Raw genomic sequence first — 18,757 nt, 5'->3', positions numbered from 1 at the left:
CTTGGCGCCGGCGGCGCGCCGATCGACGCTAGCCCTCGTAGCCGAACAGGCGCGGCAGGGTCAGCGTCAGCGCCGGCACCAGGATCAGAGCCAGCAGCGCCAGGATCATCACCGCCAGGAACTGCCAGATCTCGCGGATGATCTCGGCCAGCGGGATGCGGGTGATGGCGTTGATCACGAACAAGAGGATGCCGTAGGGCGGCGTGATCAGGCCGATCATGCAGTTGACCACCGCGACCACGCCGAAATGCACCAGGTCGATGCCGAGCTCGCGGCAGGTCGGCAGGAACAGCGGGATGATGACCAGGATGATGGTGGTGGCGTCGAGCACGCAGCCCAGCAGCAGGATCAGCAGGTTGACGCCGAGCAGGAAGCCGACCGGCCCGACGTCGAGCCCGACCAGGGCGCGGGCCATCAGGTCGGGGATGTTCTCGGACGAGACGATGTAGTTGAGGATCAGCGCGCCGCCGATGACCAGCCCGACCGCGGCCGACGAGCGCACGCTCTCGACCAGGATGCCATACAGCGCGCGCAGCGACAGCGCCCGGTAGAAGGCGCCGGCCAGCAGCAGCGCATAGGCCGCCGCCACCGCCGCCGCCTCGGTCGGCGTGGTCACCCCGCCGTAGATGAAATACAGCAGGATCCCGGGCATCAGCAGCGCCGGCAGCGCGTTGACGGTGTGGCGCGGCAGCTCGCGCACCGGCACAACCTGCTGGGCGGCGAAGCCGCGCCGGCGCGAGATCACCGCGTTCATCGCCATCAGCACGATGCCGATCAGCACGCCGGGCACGATGCCGCCGAGGAACAGGTAGCCGATCGAGGCGTTGGAGATCAGCGCGTACAGCACCATCGGGATCGACGGCGGGATGATCGGCCCGATCGTCGCCGAGGCGGCGGTGATGGCGGCGGCATAGCCGCGGCTGTACTGGCCGCTCTTGGTCATCATGTCGATGACGACCTTGCCGATGCCGGCGGCGTCGGCGACGGCGGAGCCGGACATGCCGGAGAAGATCAGCGAGGCGACCACGTTGACGTGGCCGAGCCCGCCGCGGAAGCGGCCGACCGCGGCGACGCAGAAGGCCAGCAGCCGTTCCGAGATCGTGCCGGCGTTCATGATGTTGGCGGCGACGATGAACAGCGGCACCGCCAGCAGCACGAAGCTGCCGTACAGCCCGGCCAGCATCTGCTCGCCGGCCAGCGCCAGGTCCTGTCCGGCCGCGGCCAGATAGGCGAGCGCGCCGAGGATCACCGCATAGGCGATCGGCACCCCGATCGCGGCCAGCAGGAACAGGGTGAGCAGGCAGAGCCCGAAGGCGAGGCTCATCCTTCCTCGCCCACGTGGATGGCGTGGGCCTCGTCAGGCGGCCCGCGGCGCAGCACCTGGACCGCAGCCCAGGCGGCGCGCAGCACGATGGCGACGACGAACAGCGCGTAGACGGCGTAGATGATGCGCATCGACACCGGCAGGGTCGGGCTGCGCTTGATCTTCAGGAAGTCGATCCAGTCCCAGGTCGGCAGCAGCGACCAGCCCATGCCGACCGCGACCGCGACCGCGCCGGCCAGCGCCATCGCCCGGCGCGGGCCGCGCGGCGCGGCCAGATAGAGGATGTCGAAACGCACGTGGTCGCGGTCGCGCACCACGAAGGCGCAGCCGACGAAGACGATCCAGACCCACAGCACCAGGCACAGCTCGAGCGTCCAGCCGAACGGCTCGACCATCACGTAGCGCGAGAAGACCTGCAGCAGGAAGACCAGGAACATGGCGGCGAGCATCGCCGCCGCCAACCCCTCGGCGCCGCGGGTGAGCCAGCGGAATGCGAGCCGCATCGCCGGCACCCCGCGGCGTCGGCCCTACTGGCCGAGCGCGTTGATCTTGTCGAGCAGACCCTCGGGCCAGGTCTCGGCGTATTCGCTTTCCAGGTACATCTGCTGGACATGGTCGCGGAACGCGGCGACGTCGGGCTCGTACACGGTCAGCCCCTGCTCCTCGAGGAAGCTGACCAGCTCCGCCTCCTTGGCCAGCTGGTTCTGGCGGCCGAACTCCGCCGCCTCGTCGGCCGCGGCCTGCACGATCGCCTGCTGCTCCGGCGTCATCCCGTCCCACACCGCCTTGGAAATGGCGAGGTAGTTGAGGTCGACCAGGTGCGAGGTCAGCACGATCTGGCTGGTCACCTCGTAGAACTTGGCGTCGACCACGGTCGGCAGCGGGTTGTCCTGGCCGTCGACGGCGCCGGTCTGCAGCGCGGTGTAGACCTCGGTGAACGCCATCGGGGTCGGGCTGGCGCCCAGCGCCCGGCCGAGGAACTGCCAGGCATCGGTGCCGGGCATGCGCAGGTTGACGCCGGCGAGGTCGGCGGGCGTGGTCACCCGCAGCTCGTCGGCGCTCTGGCGCAGGTTGACCTGGCGGCGGCCGAGATACATCACCGTCAGCAGCTTGACGCCCAGCTCGTCCTCGGCCTGCTGCTTGAACGGGTCCATCAGCGGGTCGTTGAACACCGCGACCTGATGCGCCGCGTCCTGGTGCACATAGCCGGCGGTGAAGATCGAGAATTCCGGGAAGAACACCGCCAGCTCCTGGGCCGAGGTGATCGACATCTCCAGGTTGCCGCGGGCGATCGCCTCCAGCTCGGTGCCCTGGGCGAACAGGGTGCCGTTCCAGTGCGGCTCGAAGGTGGCGAAGTCGGCGATCGCCGGGGCGAATTTTTCCATCAGCGCGATCGCGCGCTGGTCGGTCTCGGAGTTCACCGAGGCCAGGCGCAGCAGGATCGTGTCTTCGGCCAGCACCGGCGCGGCCAGCGACGCCCCGGCCACCGCCACGGCACCGGCCAGCACGGCACGCCGCGCAATCTTGTTGGTCATCTGCGTTCCTCCCGTTTTTTCTCGTTCGCGCCCGCGGCCGGAGCCGACCGCATGGCGCGCCTCGGACTGCGTGCCATAGCGACATGCGATACTCAACATGAAACGCCGTGCCGGGCGGCGCGGCGGGCTAGCCGGCCGGCCGGCCGCGCGGCACCACCAGCCGCTCGGCCGCCAGCACGCCGAGGCCTGCCAGGCCGAGCGCGGTGGTCATCACCAGCGGCGTGCCGTCGCTGAGCCGGGCGGCGACGTTGCCCCACACCGCGGCAAAGCCGAACGAGGCGAAACCGCCCAGCGCGGCGGCGGCGCCGGCCATCTGCGGGAACGGGCCGATGGCGCCCGCCATCGCATTCGGCATCACCAGGCCGAAACCGACCATGTAGGCCGCCATCGGTACCAGGATCGCCGCCACGCCGTCGATGCCGGCGAAGCCGAGCGCGGCGGCGGCGACGCCGCACACCGCGGCGATCAGCGCCCCGGCGCGCGCCGTCTGTTCCAGGGTGAAGCGGCCGGACAGCCGGCCGCTGGCCAGCGTACCGATCATGTAGCCGGCCACCGCCGCGGCAAAGCAGAAGCCGAACGCGGTCTCGCTGAGGCCGTGATAGTCGATGAACACGAAGGACGAGCCGGAGATGAAGGCGAACAGCCCGGCATAGCCGCAGGTCAGCATCAGCACATAGCCGACATAGGCGCGGTGGCGGACCAGTGCGGCGTAGTTGCCGACCAGGCCGCGCGGGCTGGTCGCGGCCGGATTGCGGTGGCGGTTGGTCTCGCTGAGCAGCAGCAGCGTGCCGGCGATGGCGGCGGCGCCGAACAGCGCCATCAGCGCGAAGTTGGCCTGCCAGCCGAACCACTGCTGCATCAGTCCGCCCAGCACCGGGCCGACCGCCGGCGCCAGCGCCATCGCCGCACCCATGTAGGCCAGCACCTTGGCCGCACGCTCGCGGCCATAGACGTCGCGCACCACGGCGCGGCCGACCACCGGGCCGACACAGGCGCCGACCGCCTGCAGGAAACGGCCGGCGACCAGCCAGTCGATGGTCGGCGCGAAGGCGCAGCCGACGCTGGCGGCGAGATAGAGGCCGAGCCCGCCGAGCAGCACCGGCCGGCGCCCGAAGCGGTCCGACAGCGGGCCGTGCACCAGCTGGCACAGGGCGAAGCCGACCAGGAACAGGCTCAGCGTCAGCTGCACGCTGGGCTGGTCGGCGCCGAGCACCCGGCCGATCGCCGGCAGCGACGGCAGGTAGAGGTCGGTCGACACCGGCCCCAGCGCCACGATCATGGTCAGCAGCACCGCGACCGGCAGCGAATCCGGCCGCGCCCGCGGCACCCGAGCCAGCGGCGGCGCGCTCATGCCGCGCCCGCGTGCCGCGGCACCACCGCCAGCGCGACGGCCAGGGCGGCGACGCCGCCCAGCGCCATGACGATGCCGAGCGGACGGGCGCTGGCGTCGCTGATCGCCGCCACCAGCACGGTGCCGAGCGCGCCGACGCCCATCTGGGCGAAGCCGAGCAGGGCGGAGGCGGCCCCGGCGATGCGCGGGAACGGCGCCAGCGCGCCGGCGAAGGCGTTGGGCAGCGCCAGGCCGGAGCCGGCCATGTAGACCATGGTGCAGGCGATCAGCCCGGCCACCGAGACCCATCCGGCCTGGGTCAGCGCCAGCATCGCCAGCCCGCCGGCCGCCATGGTGGCGCAGCCGGCGGCGAGCACGGCGGTCAGGCCGAGCCGGCGGCCCAGGCTGCGCGACAGCAGCGTGCCGAGCACATAGGCGGCGACGTTGAACAGCGCGAGCCAGCCATATTCGTCGGCGCCGAGGCCGAGCAGGTCGCGGAACACGAACGGCGAGTTGGCGGTGTAGGCGAACATGCCGAAGAAGGTGAAGCCGACGGCGAGGCTGTAGCCGACGAAGCCGCGGTCGCCGGCCAGCAGCCGGAAGTTGGCGGCAAGCCGGCGCGGGCTGGTCGCGGTCGGGTCGCGGTGGCGGTTGGTCTCGACCAGCATCGCGGCCATCAGCGCGAACAGTCCGGCGCCGATCAGCGCGACCGCGAAGAAGTTCGCCTGCCAGCCGATGTGGGTCTGCAGCTGGCCGCCCAGCGCCGGCGCGATGGCCGGCGCGACCGCCAGCGCGGTGCCGACCAGGGCGAAGACGGCGCGCGCCCGCTCGCCCTCGAACAGGTCGCGCACCATGGCGCGGCCGACCACGGGCCCGGCGCAGGCGCCCAGCGCCTGCAGCACCCGCAGCGCCGCCATCTCCTGCGCGCTGGCGGCAAGCGCGCAGGCGACGCTGGCCGCGACATAGAGCGCGAGGCCGGCGAACAGCACCGGCCGCCGCCCGAGCCTGTCCGACAGCGGGCCCACCGCGAGCTGGGCGAAGGCGAAGCCGACCAGATAGGCGGTGACGGTCAGCTGCACCTCGGCCTCGGTGGCGTGCAGCGCGGTGCGGATGTCGGTCAGCGACGGGATGTAGATCGCGATCGTCAGCGGCCCGATCGAGACGAGCGCGGTGATCAGGCCGATCAGGAGGCCGGGCCTCGTCGCGGTCATGGGAGATCCTCAGGGGCGCGACGGGGCACCCGGTTGTCGGCGGACAGCCGGCAGAGTAGGTCGGCGGGATGCCGGAGGGAAGATCGCAGTGGCGGTGCGGCGGCCGCGCGCCGGCGCCGCAACTTCGCCGGAATCGCAGGGTATCGACACGGCAGACTTGGCATTGCCGTGCAACGGGCAGGGAGCGCAACCCGGATGAGCGATCGCATTCTATGGCTGCTGGCCGCCACCGCCGCGCTCGGCGCCGGTACCGCCACCGCGGCCGATCTGGAGAACCGCGACGACGTCGGCTACGACGTCCGCCTGCACAGCGGCGCCAGCACCACCCACAGCTCGATCGGGGGCCACACCACCCAGCTCAGCGTGTGTAGCGACTGCACGGTCGAGGTGGTCGGCATCGGCGAGGTCGCGGTCGACGCCAGCGTCGACGCCGTGATCATCGAGAACGGCGCCATCCGCACGGAATAGGGCGCCGCGCCGGCGCAGGGGATGAGGGCGATGCAGGCACGCACGATGCTGGCCGCGGCGGCCGCGCTGACTGGCGGCCTGGCCGCGCCGACGGCGCCGGCACAGGCCTGCATCGTTCTGCTGGAGCTGCGCCCGGCGGTGGCGCTGGCCGCGCCGGTGGTCGTGCGCGGCCGCATCGTCGCGGTCGAAGCGGACGCCGCCGGACCGGCCCGGCTGACCGTCGCGGTCGACGAGACCTTGCGCGGGCTTGCCGCGGCGCAATGGCGGGTGACCTGGCCGGCGAACAGCGTGATCGGCCCGCCCGCCGACCCGGCCGACGCCGCCGCGCGCTTCGGCGACACGGTGATCGTCGGCCTGAACCCGGACGATCCGCCGCTGCCGCAGGACCGTCGCAGCGACGGCCGGCCCCAGGTCGCCGCCGGCACGCTGGCGCAGGAGATGTGCGGCGCGCCCTTCCTCGGGCCCGCCACGGAGATGCAAGCGCAGCTGCGCGCCTGGGGGATGGCGGACTAGCCTTGCCCGCCGGTGCGGCCCCCCGGCGTGACGGCCGCAGTGCCCCCGGATTGCCCCTACGGCGACCCGCTGATGCCGGAATTCAGGCGTAGCCTCACGCGCTTCGCCGCACAGGACCGAAAGGAGCCGCTCGCATGCGCCGCACCCGCCTCGCCCTGATCGCCGCCGCCCTGGCGGCCGCCGCCGGACCCGCCTTCGCCTGCGAGGTGCCGAACCCGCTCAGCCCGCAGGTGGTCGCCGATGCGCCCGTGGTGGTGCGCGGCACGCTGACGGCGATCGAACCGCGGGCCGACGGCTCGGCGGTGCTGTCGGTGGACGTGATCGAGACCTATCGCGGCGACGAGGCCGCCGCCTGGACGGTGACCTGGGGCCTGGAGAGCGTGATCGTGCCGCCGGAAGACCTCGACGCCTTCGCCGTGGCCTATGGCGGGCTGGACATCGTGCTGGGCATCGCGCCGCTGGCGGTGGACGTCCTGCCGGCCGATCCCGAGCGGGGCCAGGGCACGCTGGCGCAGGAGGTCTGCGCCGTGCCGTTCCTCGGCAGCCTCGACACGCTGGCGCCGCTGCTGCGTGCCGACGGCCTGGTCGACTGACCTGCGGCCCCGCCGGACCCGGAAGCGGCCGGCCGACGCCAACCTGGAGGTGACCCCGATGCGCATGCTGCTGGCGGCCCTTGGCGCCGCGCTGCTGCTGCCGGCCCTGGCCGCGGCACCGGCGCGGGCCTGCGCCGTGTTCACCCCGCTGGACACAGAGACCGTGGCGGCGGCGCCGGTGGTGGTGCGCGGGACCATCGACGCGATCGCGGTCGGCGACGACCTCGGCGTCACCTTCACCGTCGTCGTCGGCGAGACCCTGCGCGGCCCGGACGCGGCGCGCTGGGTGGTGAACTGGGCCGCGCACAGCGCGGTGGCGCCGCCGCACAGCCTGGCCGAGGCCGCCGACCGCTACGGCACCGACATCGTGATCGGCTTCCTGCCGGCCGAGCCGGCAGTGACCGACGGCAGCGGCGCGGGCACTATCCCGCCCTTCGCCTGCGGCGAGCCCTTCCTCGGCGGTTTTGCCGACCTGCAACCGCTGCTGCGGCAGGCGGGGCTGGTGCCGTAGGCGCCCGGCCGGGGGCCGCATCGGCTTGCCAAAAATTGCCATCGCGCTCATGATCGCCGGATGAGCACGATGAACATTTCGCTGCCGGAAGCGCTGAAGGACTTTGTCGACGAACAGGTGGCGGCGCGGGGATTCGGCTCGTCCAGCGAACATATGCGCGAACTGATCCGCCGGGATCAGGACCGGCAGCGACTGCATGCGCTGTTGCTGGAGGGCGCGGAATCGGCATCGACCGCGGAGGCCGACACGGCCTATTTCGAAGGGCTGCGCGCGCGCATCCGCCCGTCCGGGGACGAGTGACCGGCAAGCCGGTCATCCTGCGCGCCCGCGCCGCACAGGATATCGACGCGGCATTCGCCCATTACGTCGAGACCGCCGGCGCGCAGACGGCGCTTTCCCTTGTCGATGCGCTCGAGGCCGCGTTGCGGCACATCGGCCAGCACCCGGCCGGCGCGTCGCAGCGCCATGGCTATGAACTGGGCCTGCCGGGGCTGCGGGCCGGGCGGGCGCGGCGCTTTCCGTACTTCGTCTTTTTCGTCGAACGGACGGACAGTATCGACGTCTGGCGCGTCCTGCACGGCGCGCGGGACATTCCAGCCCGGCTGCACGAGCCGGACCCGGACTGAACCACGGAAGCAGAACGGGCCCCGACCGGGGCCCGTCCGCTTGCCAGACAATGCGCGCCGGCGCTATTCCGCCGCCTGCGGCACCTTGGCGGCCTGCAGGGCGCGCCAGAGCGACAGCGGGGTCGCCGGCATGTCGACGCGGGTCACGCCCTCGCCGATCACCGCGTCGAGGATGCCGTTGAGCACCGCCGGCGGGGCGCCGATGGCGCCGGCCTCGCCGCAACCCTTGATGCCGAGCGGGTTGGTGGTGCAGGGGATCTCGTTCCAGCGGAACGAAATCATCGGCGAATAGTCGGCCCGAGGCATGCCGTAGTCCATGAACGAGCCGGTCACCAGCTGGCCGTCGTCGCTGTAGACCACGCCTTCGAACAGCGCCTGGCCGACGCCCTGGCCGACGCCGCCGTGCACCTGGCCGGTCAGCAGGCTCGGGTTGATGACCTTGCCGAAGTCGTCGACGATGGTGTAGCGCAAGATCTCGACCTGGCCGCTGTCCGGGTCGACCTCCAGCTCGCAGATGTGGCAGCCGTTGGGGAAGGTGGCCGCGTCCGGCGCGAACTCGGCGAAGGCGCTGAGCAGGCTGTCGTCGCCGCCGGCGTGGCGCTCGCGCCAGGCCTTCGACACCGCGAAGATGTCGGTCGACCGGTCGGTGCCGGCGATGGCATAGCGGCCCTCGTGGAACTCGATGTCGGCCGGCGCCGCCTCCAGCAGGTCGGCCGCGATCTCCTTGCCCTTCTCGATGATGGCGTCGGAGGCCATCTGCGCCGAGACGCCGCCGACCGGCACCGAGCGCGAGCCGCCGGTGAAGCTGCCGGTCTTCATCCAGCTGGTGTCGCCCTGGCGGACGTTGACCTTCTCGAACGGCACGCCGAGTCGGTCGGCGATGATCTGCGAATAGGCGGTCTCGTGGCCCTGGCCGTTCGACTGGGTGGTGATGATCGCGGTGACGCTGTCGTCCGCCTCGAAGCGCAGCAGCGCCGGCACGCTGGGGGCGCCGCCGCAGACCTCGATGTAGTAGGCCAGCCCGATGCCGCGCAGCTTGCCGTGCGCCGCCGACTGCGCCTTGCGGGCGGCGAAACCGTCCCAGTCGGCGTCCTTCAGCGCGTCGTTCAGGTTGCGCTGGAAATCGCCGCTGTCGTAGGTCAGGCCCAGCACCGACGCATAGGGCATCTGCGACGACTTGACGAAGTTGCGCCGCCGGATTTCGGCCGGGCCGAGCCCGGTCTCGCGGCCGACCTTGTCCATCAGCCGCTCGACCATGTAGGCCGCCTCCGGCCGGCCGGCGCCGCGATAGGCGTCGGTGGGCACGGTGTGGGTGAACACGCCGGTGACGTGGATGAACGCCGCCGGAATGTCGTAGACCCCGATGTGCATGCCCTTGCCGGCGACGGTCGGGATATAGGGCCCGAAGTTGCACAGATAGCCGCCCATGTTGGCCAGCGTCTCCGCCTTCAGCCCGATCACCTTGCAGTCCTTGTCCAGTGCCGCCGACACCGTGGTGATGTGGTCGCGGGCGTGGCTGTCGGACAGGAAGCTGTCGGAGCGGTCGTTGACCCACTTCACCGGCCGGCCGACCTGCTTGGAGGCCCACAGCGTGGCCACCGTCTCGGGATACAGGAAGATCTTCATGCCGAAGCCGCCGCCGACGTCGGGGCACAGCACCCGCACCTTTTCCGGGTCGACGCCGTTGAGCAGGGTGCCCAGCAGCATGTCCTTGTTCATGTGGGCGCCCTGGGACGAGTTGTAGAGCGTCCAGGTGCCCTCGGTCGCGTCGTAGTGGCCGATCGAGCCGCGCGGCTCCATCGAGTTGACCACCAGGCGGTTGTTGACCAGCTCCAGCGTGACCACGCGGTCGGCCCTGGCGAAGGCGGCCTCGGTCGCGGCCTGGTCGCCGTCGACCCATTCGAAGGCGACGTTGTCCGGCGCGTCGTCGGGCCACAGCACCGGCGCGCCGGGCTGCATCGCCGCGCGCATGTCGGTCACCGCGGGCTGCGGCTCCCAGTCGACCGCGACCAGCTCGGCCGCGTCGCGGGCCTGGGCGGCGGTCTCTGCCACCACCATCGCCACCGGCACGCCGACATTGCGGGCATGCCTGCCCTCCAGCACCGGGCGCGGCGGCATCTTCTGGGTGGTGCCCTCCTTCACCGGGATCTCGGCCATGCACGGGATCGCCGGCACGCCGTCGGCATCGAGATCGGCCGCGGTGAACACCGCGAGCACGCCCGGCGCCGCCTTGGCCTCGGCCACGTCGATCCCGCCGATCAGGGCGCTGGCATGCGGCGAACGCACGAAGGCGGCATGGGCCTGATTCGGCAGCCTGATATCGTCGAGATAGCGGCCCGTGCCGGTCAGGAAGCGCTGGTCTTCCTTGCGTTCGACGGTCTGTCCAACACCAAATTTCACCGTCAGATCCTCCTCTGTTGGCGTCGTGCGCTTCTGTATTGATGCTAGGGCCGGTCGGGCGGCGAACAACCGCTGCGGCGACGGGCGCACGATCCACCGGATTGCCCGCCAACGCAACCCCCAAGCGGCACTGCGGCGCAGGCTGCGGGGCCGCGGCGCGGTGAACCGAAACGGTCGCCGCGGCGACGAATGCGCTGGATGCAACGCCGGCCCGCTGTCGCGCCGCGCCACTGGAAAGGACCAGCCATGACCGCCACAACCGCGCTGCGGGCCGCCGCCTGCCTCGCCCTGCTCGCCGCCGCGCCGGCGCGGGCGGATGTCCTGCCCCACGCCGTCGCGCCGGTGCACTGCGACGGGCTGGTGCTCACCCGCGCCTTCATCGCCATTCCGACCGCGCAGGGCATGACCACCCTGCCGATGACCCCGCTGCGCGGCGGCGCGTTCACCATCGACCGCCAGCCCGACTGGCCGGCGGTGGGGCACATCCGGCTGATCTGGTCGCCCGCCGCCGATGCGCCGGCCGGCTGGACCGGCGCGGTCGACGTCGAACCGGATGCCGTGCTGCTGGACGGCGCGGTCGCGGCCGACGCCTTCCTCGGCGGCGGCGAGGTGGCGACCGCGATCCAGAACGTCTCGCTGGATCCGGCGGCTTGGCCGCACCAGGTGTCGCTGCAGCTCGGTGCGGTCCCCGCGGGCAGCCCGTGCGCCGCCTTCGGCGCCGCGCCGGTTACCCTGACCGTCACCGACGGACCGGGCGGGCTGCGCCCGTTCGGCCCCGGGTTCGGCACCGTTTCCGCCACGCCGGGAACGCCGCTGCCGAGCCCGGTTCCCGCCGGCCGGCTGCAGCCGCGCTAGGCGCGGCCGGCCGCATGGACGGGCGGCCGCCGGCTGGGCGGCGGCCGCCCGTCGACATTCGTCTAAAATTCGAGGCAATTTCCATGGATATTTAAGAAGATTCAAGTATTACTTGCTTGGCCTCGTACAGATTCTTTCGAATTGTCTACAATATTTATCGCTCCTTAAGTCATCGGCGCCAGCATCGGCGCATGATGAATGCACAGACCCTCGCCCCGACCCAGCCCCGCCGCGGCCTGTTCGCCAGGCTGCGCCGGTCGGCCGACGCCACCCTGCGCCGCGCCCTGCGCGACCGCGTCTGGCTGCGCGGCGTTTCGGCCGGCGGCATCCTGGCCATGGCGGTCCTGCTCGGCGGCGGCAGCGCCGGCGCGGTCGACCTGTCGCGCCAGGCGGTGCCCCTGTTCGGCGCGGCCAGCGTGCCGTCCAGCGACCTGTCGCCGTTCTTCAAGTGGACCACCGTGCTGGCCGCCTTCCGCGCCGAGGAGGCGCAGATGCACCAGCCCTGCCAGGCCGGCGACTCCTGCAAGCTGCAGCAGTGGAGCGTGTTCATCGACAGCCTGCGCGACAAGGATCCTTGGACCCAGATCGCCACGGTCAACGAGCGGATGAACAGCGCGCGCTATATCGAGGACAACGTCAACTACGGCCAGTCCGACTACTGGGCGACGCCGGGCCAGTTCTTCGAGCGCAGCGGCGACTGCGAGGACTATGCGATCGCCAAATTCATGACGCTGCGCGAACTCGGCTTCCCCAACGAGCAGATGCGCATCGCCATCGTGCAGGACACCAACCTGAACCTGATCCACGCGGTGCTGGTGGTCTACTACCAGGACGTCGCCTACCTGCTCGACAATCAGATCCAGCAGGTCGTGCGGGTCGACTCGATCCGGCACTACCGGCCGTATTACAGCCTGAACGAGACGCTGTGGTGGCGGCACAGCTGACCGGCCGCTGCGGCGGCCGGCCCCGGCGCCGCGGTCAGGGCGCGATGGCGGGGGTGCGGAACACCGCCGGGTTGTTGCGGCTGGCGACATAGGCCAGGCGCAGGATGGGCATCGCGGCGGCGTCGGCCGCGCGGCGCGGTTCCACGCTCAGCGCCAGCCCGCCGCCCTGCTCGTCGCTGGCGTAGTAGAGCAGGTTGCTGCCGTCGGCGAACACCACCGGCGTCGCGCCGGTCTGCGACGCGAAGCCCTGCTCGTCGAAATAGGCGATCAGCAGCGCCGCGGCGCTTTCCAGACCGGCGCGGTCGGTGGCGGCCGGATCGACGCCCCACAGCACCGTGACCTGGATCAGCCGCCCGCCGCGGCCGAGGACATAGCCGATCCGCGCCGGTCCGGCCTCCGGCACCAGCCCCTCCACCGCGACCGACAGCACCGTGGTCTGCTCCAGGTCGTTGCGGACGAGCCGCACGTCGGCGCCGTCGAGGCCGAAATCGTCCGCGATGGCGCGGCGCACCTGGCTCTCGTCCATGCCGAAGCCGGCCGAACGGAAGCCGCGCACCTCGGGCGTCGGCGGCTCGTAGGTCTCGTCGGCAGGACCGGCGGCGCCGGTGGCGGCGCCGACATCGCCCGCCGGGGTGCTGGCGCGCGGCGCCTGGAGCGCCGGCGTCAGCGCAGCGGCGAACGCGGCGAAGGCGACGATGAGCTGGCGGGCACGACCGCCGCGCCGGCCAACCGGCCGGGGCACGGCGCAGGCCGGATCAGAACCGGGCGATGACACTCAGGAAGCCGCGGGTGTCCGGAATGCCGAGATTGTCGATGTTGTTCTCGCGGCCGATCCGGTGGGCCACCTCGAGGTTGACCGACACGTCGTCGAGCACGTTGAGGCGCAGGCCCGCGCCGACCGAGTTCAGCGTGTCGTGGGAACCGCCGACCGCGCCCTCCGGCTGTTCGATGTTCCAGACGATGCCGGTGTCGTAGAAGCCGTAGACCTGGTAGCTGTTCAGCACGCCGAGGTAGTTCTCGACCGAGCGCCCGTACTGCAGCTCCACCTTCGCCGACAGGCCGTGGTCGCCGATGATCTCGCTGGAGTTGTAGCCGCGGCCGAAGGCGGCGCCGCCGACGCCGAACTCCTCGCTGGCCAGCAGCGCGGTGTTGGCCACCTGGCCGGACGCCGCGAACAGCACGTTGAGCCCGGGCGCGATGCGCTGCAGGCGTTGCAGGTCGACCTGCAGCTTGGTGAAGGTGCCGCTGCCCTCCGCCCGCGACTTGTTCGGATCGTCGGATTCGGTGGCGCCGAGCCACGGCACGCCCTGGCTGAGCTCGCCGCGGATCAGGTTGACGCCGAGCAGGTCGTCGACGAAGTCGTAGGTGCCCGACAGCCGCAACACCCGCAGGTCGTCGTTGCTGAAGGTCGCGCCCTGGGTGGTCGACTTGAAGTGGTTCCATTCCAGCACGGCGCCGACGAACAGGTTTTCGGTGCGCGAGCGGATATAGGGGTGGCTCGCCTCGAGCGAGAAACGCCAGGCCCGGCTGTCGACGTCGTTCGGCTTCAGGATGTCGCCCGGCTCGGAGAAGGAATAGGAATTGCGCCAGGTCAGCGTCGTACCCTCGGACGTGATCGGCAGCGTCGCCGCGAACTCGCCGAACGCCAGCTCCTCGAACTGGCTGGAGGTCGCGGCGGTGACGTTGAATTCTTCCCACTGGCCGAGCACCGAGTTCACGCCGACGCCGGCGGTGCCGATCCACTCGCCGACGAAGCGCGAGCCGCGGTTGTCGATCGCGGCGAAGGCGTCGAACGGATCGTGCTCCATGACGATCGCCAGGTCGGACGCCCCCGGCACGGTCGCCGACGGCGACAGCACGCCGCGCGCCTCGGCGCCGGCCAGGTCGCCGGCCAGCAGCAGATAGCGTTCCAGGTCGCTGGCGTTCAGCGGCCGCGCCGCCCTGATTTTCTCGCCATAGGCCTCGATCAGGCCGACGTCGCCGCCGATGTCGCCCTCGACCGTCACCTGGTCGACATAGCCCTCGACAGCCTGCAGCGTCACCACGCCGCCGATGATGTCCTGCGGCGGCACCACGACACGCGACAGGATGTAGCCGGCGTTGCGGTAGACCGCCGTGGCCTGGTTGGCGATGGTGTAGATGTCGGCCAGCGAGACCGACTGGCCGATCATGTCGGCGAACAGCGGCTGGAAATCGCCCGGGGCGAATACCGTCGAGTTCTCCACCGTCACGCCGGTGAGCACGAAGGTCTGCTGCGCGGCGCCCTCCGGCGCGACCTGATCCTCGGCCGCCGGCGTCTCGCCCGGCTGCGACAGCGGCTCGGGCACGCCCGGCTGGAACCGCTCATCGATGCGCCCGGGCTCGGCCGAACCGGGCAGCGGAGTCGTCTGCTGCGCCAGGGCGCCGCCGGTGATGCAGACCGAAGCGACCGCCACGGCAAGCGTGGTGCCGACCCACCAATTGACCATTTTCTCGGTCGTCCCCGTCAAAATCGCGGGCGCAGATGCACCCGACCGTGTCGCGAATCGTCCGGCGGAACTCTGCGGACTTTTCCTAAATCCCATGACACCTTGGTTGATCGGACGGCCGATTGTCAATCCGACAGTCCACAGGTCGGGCCTGCTCTGTTGCCCGAATGTCACATCCTAGTCGATTGATTCGGCACGATTCTACGACGCTGTGCGGCAGACCGATGCAAGGCGGCAACATTCTGTGGCCGGGCGGACCCAGGCCGGCGGCTCACTCGCTCCCGTCGCCCGCCCCGTCGCCCGCCCCGCCGGGTGCCGCCGTCGCGGCGGCCTCCGCCAGCGCGAACATGGTCGCGGCATCGAAGGCGCCGGTGGCGAGCAGGCCGGTATCGGCCTGGAACTGCTGCAGCGCCGCGCCGGTGCGCGGCCCGAACAGGCCGTCGATCGGCCCCGGCTGGTAGCCGGCCGCGGCCAGCAGTTCCTGTGCGCTGCGCACGGTCGGCGACGGCACCGGGTCGAACACCAGCAGACCGCCGAGCGCGGACACCAGCAGCTGGTCCGCCGCGGTGCGCACGACGGTCGCGGCAAGCGTGCCGTCGCAGATCACCATCAGGCTGGTCAGCGCGGTGTCGTCCGCCGCCGCCAGGGCGCCGTAGGGCAGCGCACCGGCGAGGCCGAGCGCCAGGTCGGCGGACGTGGTCGTGCCGTGGACATAGGCGGGCCGGTTGCAGCCGCCGCCGGGCATGGCGAAGCTGCCGCGCGCCAACGCCAGCTGCTGGCCGACCAGCCGCGGCAGGAACTGCGGCGCCAGCGACCAGCTCGGATGGTCCGGCGTCGCCAGATAGGCGATCGCCACCCAGCGGCCCTGGAACGGCGGCGTGCCGCCGGCGGCCTGGGCCAGGCGCCGGAACCGCTCCGCCGCCGCCGCGTCGCCGGCCTGTGCGCCCGCGAACAGCCAGCGCAGGGCCAGGTTCAGGTCCTGCGCGACGACATCGCCCTCGCCGCGGGCATAGATCGCCGCCAGCGAGCGCATGGCGTCGGTGACGCCCAGCGAGGCCGCGCGCTCGAACAGCGCAAGCGCCGTCTCGATGTCCCGGGGCACGCCGTCGCCATTGAAATACTGGGTCGCCAGCGCGTACAGCGCATAGCGGTCGGGATCGGGCTCGCGCGTGGCCTGGAGGAACCAGCCGGCCGCGCCGAACTGGTCGGCGTCGCGGCCGAGCCCCTTCAGCAGCATCTCGCCGAGCAGGAACTGGGCGCGCCTGTCGCCGGCGTCCGCTTCCGGCTCGAGCAGGGTCCAGGCAAGCGCGTAGTCCTCCGCCTGGAATGCGGCAAAGCCCTCGGCGAAGTCGGCGCGGGCGGGCCGCGGTGCCGCCGCGATGCAGGCCAGCAGCAACGCTGCCAGGATCGCCGCCGGACGACGGATGCGGGCGGCGCCGTTCATGACGACCGGTCCTCGTCGGCGCCATCGCGCCGCGGCGCGGACTCGCCGAGCCGGCCCTGCACCGGCTCGATGTCGATCGGCTCGGCTGAGCCGACATCGACCGCGGCCAGCGGCGGGGGTGGTGCCGGGGTCGGAGTCGGTGCCGGAGGTGGCGGCGGCGGAGGCGCCGGGCCTTCGGCGACCGGCGGCGGCGGTGCCGCGGGTTCCGGCTCGGCCGCCGGCGCCGTGTCGGGCTCCGTCGCCGGCGCGGGCGCAGCGGGGGCCGGCGGTTCCGGCTCGGCCTCCGCGTCTGCGGTCTCAGTCTCGCTCGACAGCGGCTCCACCCGCGGGTCGAGCTCGGTGGCGACCGGCGTCGCCAGCACCGGCGCCACGGCATAAGGCACCACGTCCTCCACCGTCGGGCGCCGGCCCATGCGCCAGACCGCATAGGCCGCGGTCACCGCCGCGATGCCGGCGATCATCAGCCACAGCGCCGCCGCGCCGGCCAGCTCCATGACGGCCGAGCCGAAGATCGGCCCGAGGATGGTGCCCGCCCCCCAGACCATCAGCAGGCCGCCCGCCACGCCGGTGCGCTCGCGCTGCTCGGCGAAGTCGTTGGCATGGGCCACGCACAGCGGGTAGAGCACATACAGCACCGAGGTGCAGGCGCAGGTCACGAGCAGCAGCGCGACGAAGGGCGGCTGGCCCTGGTTGAACTGGGTCAGCGCGAAGATCGTCGCCGCCAGGATCGCGCCGGCGCAGTTGCCGGCGACGATCAGCTTGCGGCGGTCGATGCGGTCCGACAGCATGCCGACCGGGAACTGCAGCAGCAGCCCGGCCAGCAGGCCGAAGCCCATGAACAGCGAGACCTGGGCGATGTCGAGGCCGGCGGTGCCGGCGAACACCGGACCCATCGAGCCGTAGGCGCCGGTGGCGATGCCGATCATTGCGGCGCCGACCAGGCCCAGCGGCGAGATCCGGTACAGCCGGACCAGCCCGAACCGCCGCCGCTCCGGCAGCTCCGGCTGCGCGCTGGTGGTCAGCGCCAGCGGCACCAGCGACAGCACGGTCAGGATCGCCGCGAACATGAACAGCATCGAGCCGCCGACCGGGGCCGCGTTCAGCAGGAACTGGCCGGCGCCGGCGGCGCTGAAGTTGGTGATCATGTACACGCTGAGCATCAGCCCGCGGACCTTGTTGGACGCGCGCTCGTTGAGCCAGCTTTCGGTCACCATGAACATCGCGGCCACCGAGAAGCCGGTGACCAGGCGCAACACCGCCCAGAACACCAGGTCCTGCTGCATCGAATGCAGCAGGATCGAGGTGCAGGCGAAGGCGGCGAAGGCAGCGAAGCTGCGGATGTGGCCGACCCGCGAGATCAGCCGGCCGGCGAGCAGCGCCCCGGCGACGAAGCCGAAGGAATAGCACGACAGCACCAGGCCGATCAGCTGCGGCGCGGTCTGGCCATCGTTCATCCGCACCGCCAGCGTGATGCCGAGCAGGCCGTTGCCGGTGACCAGCAGGAACACGCTGGCGAGCAGCGCGCCGATGGAGACCACGACCGTCACGGTCAGGGCATCGGCCAGGGGGCGGCGGTGCTGCGCATGCGGCTGGTCATGGCCGCCGAACTTTGTCACTTTTCGCCGCCAGGTGGTAGCGCCAAATCGGAGACGCGGATGGGCACGGACGACGCCGGAACCGACAGCCTGAAGGTAGCCGTGATCGGCTGCGCGGGGCGGATGGGCCAGATGCTGGTACGCACCGTCGCCGACGATCCGGCGTGCCGGCTGATCGGCGGCTCGGTCGAGCCGGGCGCGCCCGAGGAGGGCGCCGACCTCGGCACCCTCGCCGGCATTGCCGCGCTCGGCGTCGCCGCCACCGCCGACGCGCTGCCGCTGTTCGCCGCGGCCGACGTCGCGGTCGAATTCACCGTGCCCGCGGCCACGGTCGAGCACGCCGCGCTGGCCGCCCAGGCCCGTTGCGCCCACGTGGTCGGCACCACCGGCCTGTCGGACGAGCAGGAGGCCGCGCTGGAGCGGGCGGCGCGGCACACCGCGGTCATGTATGCGCCGAACATGAGCATCGGCGTGACCCTGATGATGGCGCTGACGCGGCAGGTGGCGGCCACGCTGGGCGATGACTGGGACATCGAGGTGCTGGAGATGCACCATGCCCGCAAGGTGGACGCGCCGTCCGGCACCGCGCTCGGCCTCGGCCGGGCGGCAGCGGCCGGGCGCGGCGTCGCCCTGGACGGCGTGCGCCAGTCGGTACGCGACGGTCACACCGGGCCGCGCCGGCGCGGCGACATCGGCTTCGCCACCCTGCGCGGCGGCACAGTCGCCGGCGAGCACACGGTGATCTTCGCCGGCGCAGACGAGCGCTTCACCCTCGGCCATATCGCCACCGACCGCCGCATCTTCGCCCGCGGCGCGATCCATGCCGCCAAATGGGCGGCACGCCAGCGGCCCGGGCTCTATACGATGCACGACGTGCTCGGCCTCGACGCCTGAGCGGCTTCCGCCGCCCGCGCCGCGCGGGGCCATGGCGCCTTGCCAT

The 18,757-nt window shown here is 71.9% G+C and carries 19 protein-coding genes; 9 read left to right on the top strand and 10 right to left on the bottom strand.

The genetic code is table 11. The features are described from left to right. Positions 1 to 28 precede the first annotated feature (28 nt). The 5 genes from R3F55_02855 to R3F55_02835 all read right to left on the bottom strand — a co-directional run bounded on the left by R3F55_02855 (position 29) and on the right by R3F55_02835 (position 5,400). Positions 29 to 1,324 carry a TRAP transporter large permease gene (locus tag R3F55_02855; GenBank protein MEZ5666372.1) on the bottom strand — a complete coding sequence of 432 codons (1,296 nt, stop codon included), beginning with the start codon at positions 1,322 to 1,324 and terminating at the stop codon, positions 29 to 31. Next, the gene (locus tag R3F55_02850; protein ID MEZ5666371.1) at positions 1,321 to 1,827 is read right to left on the bottom strand and encodes a TRAP transporter small permease subunit; all 507 of its coding nucleotides are present in this window, start codon (positions 1,825 to 1,827) and stop codon (positions 1,321 to 1,323) included. The genes R3F55_02855 and R3F55_02850 overlap by 4 nt, the downstream gene beginning before the upstream one ends. 24 nt (positions 1,828 to 1,851) lie before the next feature. Continuing rightward, positions 1,852 to 2,859: a sialic acid TRAP transporter substrate-binding protein SiaP gene (locus R3F55_02845; protein MEZ5666370.1), complete on the bottom strand. Its 1,008-nt coding sequence runs from the start codon at positions 2,857 to 2,859 to the stop codon at positions 1,852 to 1,854. Between the two features lie 127 nt (positions 2,860 to 2,986). Next, positions 2,987 to 4,210: a multidrug effflux MFS transporter gene (locus tag R3F55_02840; GenBank protein MEZ5666369.1), complete on the bottom strand. Its 1,224-nt coding sequence runs from the start codon at positions 4,208 to 4,210 to the stop codon at positions 2,987 to 2,989. After that, entirely contained in the window at positions 4,207 to 5,400 is a 1,194-nt protein-coding gene (locus tag R3F55_02835; protein ID MEZ5666368.1) for a multidrug effflux MFS transporter, read from the bottom strand. Before R3F55_02835 ends, R3F55_02840 begins: the two co-directional genes overlap by 4 nt. 195 nt (positions 5,401 to 5,595) lie before the next feature. Here R3F55_02835 and R3F55_02830 point away from each other — a divergent pair, with 195 nt between their 5' ends. The 6 genes from R3F55_02830 to R3F55_02805 all read left to right on the top strand — a co-directional run bounded on the left by R3F55_02830 (position 5,596) and on the right by R3F55_02805 (position 8,111). Beyond that, the gene (locus tag R3F55_02830; GenBank protein ID MEZ5666367.1) at positions 5,596 to 5,868 is read left to right on the top strand and encodes a hypothetical protein; all 273 of its coding nucleotides are present in this window, start codon (positions 5,596 to 5,598) and stop codon (positions 5,866 to 5,868) included. A gap of 30 nt (positions 5,869 to 5,898) precedes the next feature. Continuing rightward, the gene (locus R3F55_02825) at positions 5,899 to 6,381 is read left to right on the top strand and encodes a hypothetical protein (protein ID MEZ5666366.1); all 483 of its coding nucleotides are present in this window, start codon (positions 5,899 to 5,901) and stop codon (positions 6,379 to 6,381) included. Between the two features lie 134 nt (positions 6,382 to 6,515). After that, positions 6,516 to 6,974: a hypothetical protein gene (locus tag R3F55_02820; protein MEZ5666365.1), complete on the top strand. Its 459-nt coding sequence runs from the start codon at positions 6,516 to 6,518 to the stop codon at positions 6,972 to 6,974. A 58-nt stretch (positions 6,975 to 7,032) separates the two neighbouring features. Continuing rightward, positions 7,033 to 7,485 carry a hypothetical protein gene (locus R3F55_02815; protein ID MEZ5666364.1) on the top strand — a complete coding sequence of 151 codons (453 nt, stop codon included), beginning with the start codon at positions 7,033 to 7,035 and terminating at the stop codon, positions 7,483 to 7,485. 60 nt (positions 7,486 to 7,545) lie between these two features. Continuing rightward, the gene (locus R3F55_02810) at positions 7,546 to 7,785 is read left to right on the top strand and encodes a type II toxin-antitoxin system ParD family antitoxin (protein MEZ5666363.1); all 240 of its coding nucleotides are present in this window, start codon (positions 7,546 to 7,548) and stop codon (positions 7,783 to 7,785) included. Beyond that, positions 7,782 to 8,111, top strand: coding sequence for a type II toxin-antitoxin system RelE/ParE family toxin (locus R3F55_02805; protein ID MEZ5666362.1), 330 nt, complete (start codon positions 7,782 to 7,784; stop codon positions 8,109 to 8,111). The genes R3F55_02810 and R3F55_02805 overlap by 4 nt, the downstream gene beginning before the upstream one ends. A gap of 63 nt (positions 8,112 to 8,174) precedes the next feature. Here R3F55_02805 and R3F55_02800 read toward each other — a convergent pair whose 3' ends face one another. Next, entirely contained in the window at positions 8,175 to 10,511 is a 2,337-nt protein-coding gene (locus tag R3F55_02800) for a xanthine dehydrogenase family protein molybdopterin-binding subunit (GenBank protein MEZ5666361.1), read from the bottom strand. 246 nt (positions 10,512 to 10,757) lie between these two features. Between R3F55_02800 and R3F55_02795 the strand changes: the two genes are divergently transcribed. Next, positions 10,758 to 11,366: a hypothetical protein gene (locus R3F55_02795; protein MEZ5666360.1), complete on the top strand. Its 609-nt coding sequence runs from the start codon at positions 10,758 to 10,760 to the stop codon at positions 11,364 to 11,366. 191 nt (positions 11,367 to 11,557) lie between these two features. Then, positions 11,558 to 12,310, top strand: a complete 753-nt coding sequence (locus R3F55_02790) for a transglutaminase-like cysteine peptidase (protein MEZ5666359.1) — start codon at positions 11,558 to 11,560, stop codon at positions 12,308 to 12,310. A 34-nt stretch (positions 12,311 to 12,344) separates the two neighbouring features. Here the strand turns inward: R3F55_02790 and R3F55_02785 are convergent, their stop codons facing one another. The 4 genes from R3F55_02785 to R3F55_02770 all read right to left on the bottom strand — a co-directional run bounded on the left by R3F55_02785 (position 12,345) and on the right by R3F55_02770 (position 17,838). Beyond that, a complete protein-coding gene (locus R3F55_02785; protein ID MEZ5666358.1) occupies positions 12,345 to 13,052 on the bottom strand; it encodes a hypothetical protein in 708 nt (235 codons plus the stop codon). A gap of 13 nt (positions 13,053 to 13,065) precedes the next feature. Further along, entirely contained in the window at positions 13,066 to 14,778 is a 1,713-nt protein-coding gene (locus R3F55_02780; protein ID MEZ5666357.1) for a ShlB/FhaC/HecB family hemolysin secretion/activation protein, read from the bottom strand. A 271-nt stretch (positions 14,779 to 15,049) separates the two neighbouring features. Continuing rightward, positions 15,050 to 16,222 carry an SEL1-like repeat protein gene (locus tag R3F55_02775; protein MEZ5666356.1) on the bottom strand — a complete coding sequence of 391 codons (1,173 nt, stop codon included), beginning with the start codon at positions 16,220 to 16,222 and terminating at the stop codon, positions 15,050 to 15,052. Next, entirely contained in the window at positions 16,219 to 17,838 is a 1,620-nt protein-coding gene (locus tag R3F55_02770) for an MFS transporter (GenBank protein ID MEZ5666355.1), read from the bottom strand. The genes R3F55_02775 and R3F55_02770 overlap by 4 nt, the downstream gene beginning before the upstream one ends. A 69-nt stretch (positions 17,839 to 17,907) precedes the next feature. Here R3F55_02770 and dapB point away from each other — a divergent pair, with 69 nt between their 5' ends. Continuing rightward, complete coding sequence (gene dapB / locus R3F55_02765) at positions 17,908 to 18,711, top strand: 4-hydroxy-tetrahydrodipicolinate reductase (protein MEZ5666354.1); 804 nt, start codon at positions 17,908 to 17,910, stop codon at positions 18,709 to 18,711. Positions 18,712 to 18,757: the final 46 nt, after the last annotated feature.

The sequence above is a fragment of the Alphaproteobacteria bacterium genome (assembly GCA_041396705.1).
Classification (GTDB): Bacteria; Pseudomonadota; Alphaproteobacteria; order CALKHQ01; family CALKHQ01; genus CALKHQ01.
The sequence above is the reverse complement of the archived record's forward strand: the minus strand, read 5'-3'. Positions and strand labels throughout refer to the sequence as shown.

Coding starts and splice junctions, on each gene's coding strand:
- R3F55_02830 (MEZ5666367.1), top strand. CDS start 5,596: ATGAGCGATCGCATTCTATGGCTGCTGGCCGCCACCGCCGCGCTCGGC.
- R3F55_02825 (MEZ5666366.1), top strand. CDS start 5,899: ATGCAGGCACGCACGATGCTGGCCGCGGCGGCCGCGCTGACTGGCGGC.
- R3F55_02820 (MEZ5666365.1), top strand. CDS start 6,516: ATGCGCCGCACCCGCCTCGCCCTGATCGCCGCCGCCCTGGCGGCCGCC.
- R3F55_02845 (MEZ5666370.1), bottom strand. CDS start 2,859: ATGACCAACAAGATTGCGCGGCGTGCCGTGCTGGCCGGTGCCGTGGCG.
- R3F55_02835 (MEZ5666368.1), bottom strand. CDS start 5,400: ATGACCGCGACGAGGCCCGGCCTCCTGATCGGCCTGATCACCGCGCTC.
- R3F55_02810 (MEZ5666363.1), top strand. CDS start 7,546: ATGAGCACGATGAACATTTCGCTGCCGGAAGCGCTGAAGGACTTTGTC.
- R3F55_02840 (MEZ5666369.1), bottom strand. CDS start 4,210: ATGAGCGCGCCGCCGCTGGCTCGGGTGCCGCGGGCGCGGCCGGATTCG.
- R3F55_02850 (MEZ5666371.1), bottom strand. CDS start 1,827: ATGCGGCTCGCATTCCGCTGGCTCACCCGCGGCGCCGAGGGGTTGGCG.
- R3F55_02795 (MEZ5666360.1), top strand. CDS start 10,758: ATGACCGCCACAACCGCGCTGCGGGCCGCCGCCTGCCTCGCCCTGCTC.
- R3F55_02790 (MEZ5666359.1), top strand. CDS start 11,558: ATGATGAATGCACAGACCCTCGCCCCGACCCAGCCCCGCCGCGGCCTG.
- R3F55_02815 (MEZ5666364.1), top strand. CDS start 7,033: ATGCGCATGCTGCTGGCGGCCCTTGGCGCCGCGCTGCTGCTGCCGGCC.
- R3F55_02780 (MEZ5666357.1), bottom strand. CDS start 14,778: ATGGTCAATTGGTGGGTCGGCACCACGCTTGCCGTGGCGGTCGCTTCG.
- R3F55_02855 (MEZ5666372.1), bottom strand. CDS start 1,324: ATGAGCCTCGCCTTCGGGCTCTGCCTGCTCACCCTGTTCCTGCTGGCC.
- R3F55_02775 (MEZ5666356.1), bottom strand. CDS start 16,222: ATGAACGGCGCCGCCCGCATCCGTCGTCCGGCGGCGATCCTGGCAGCG.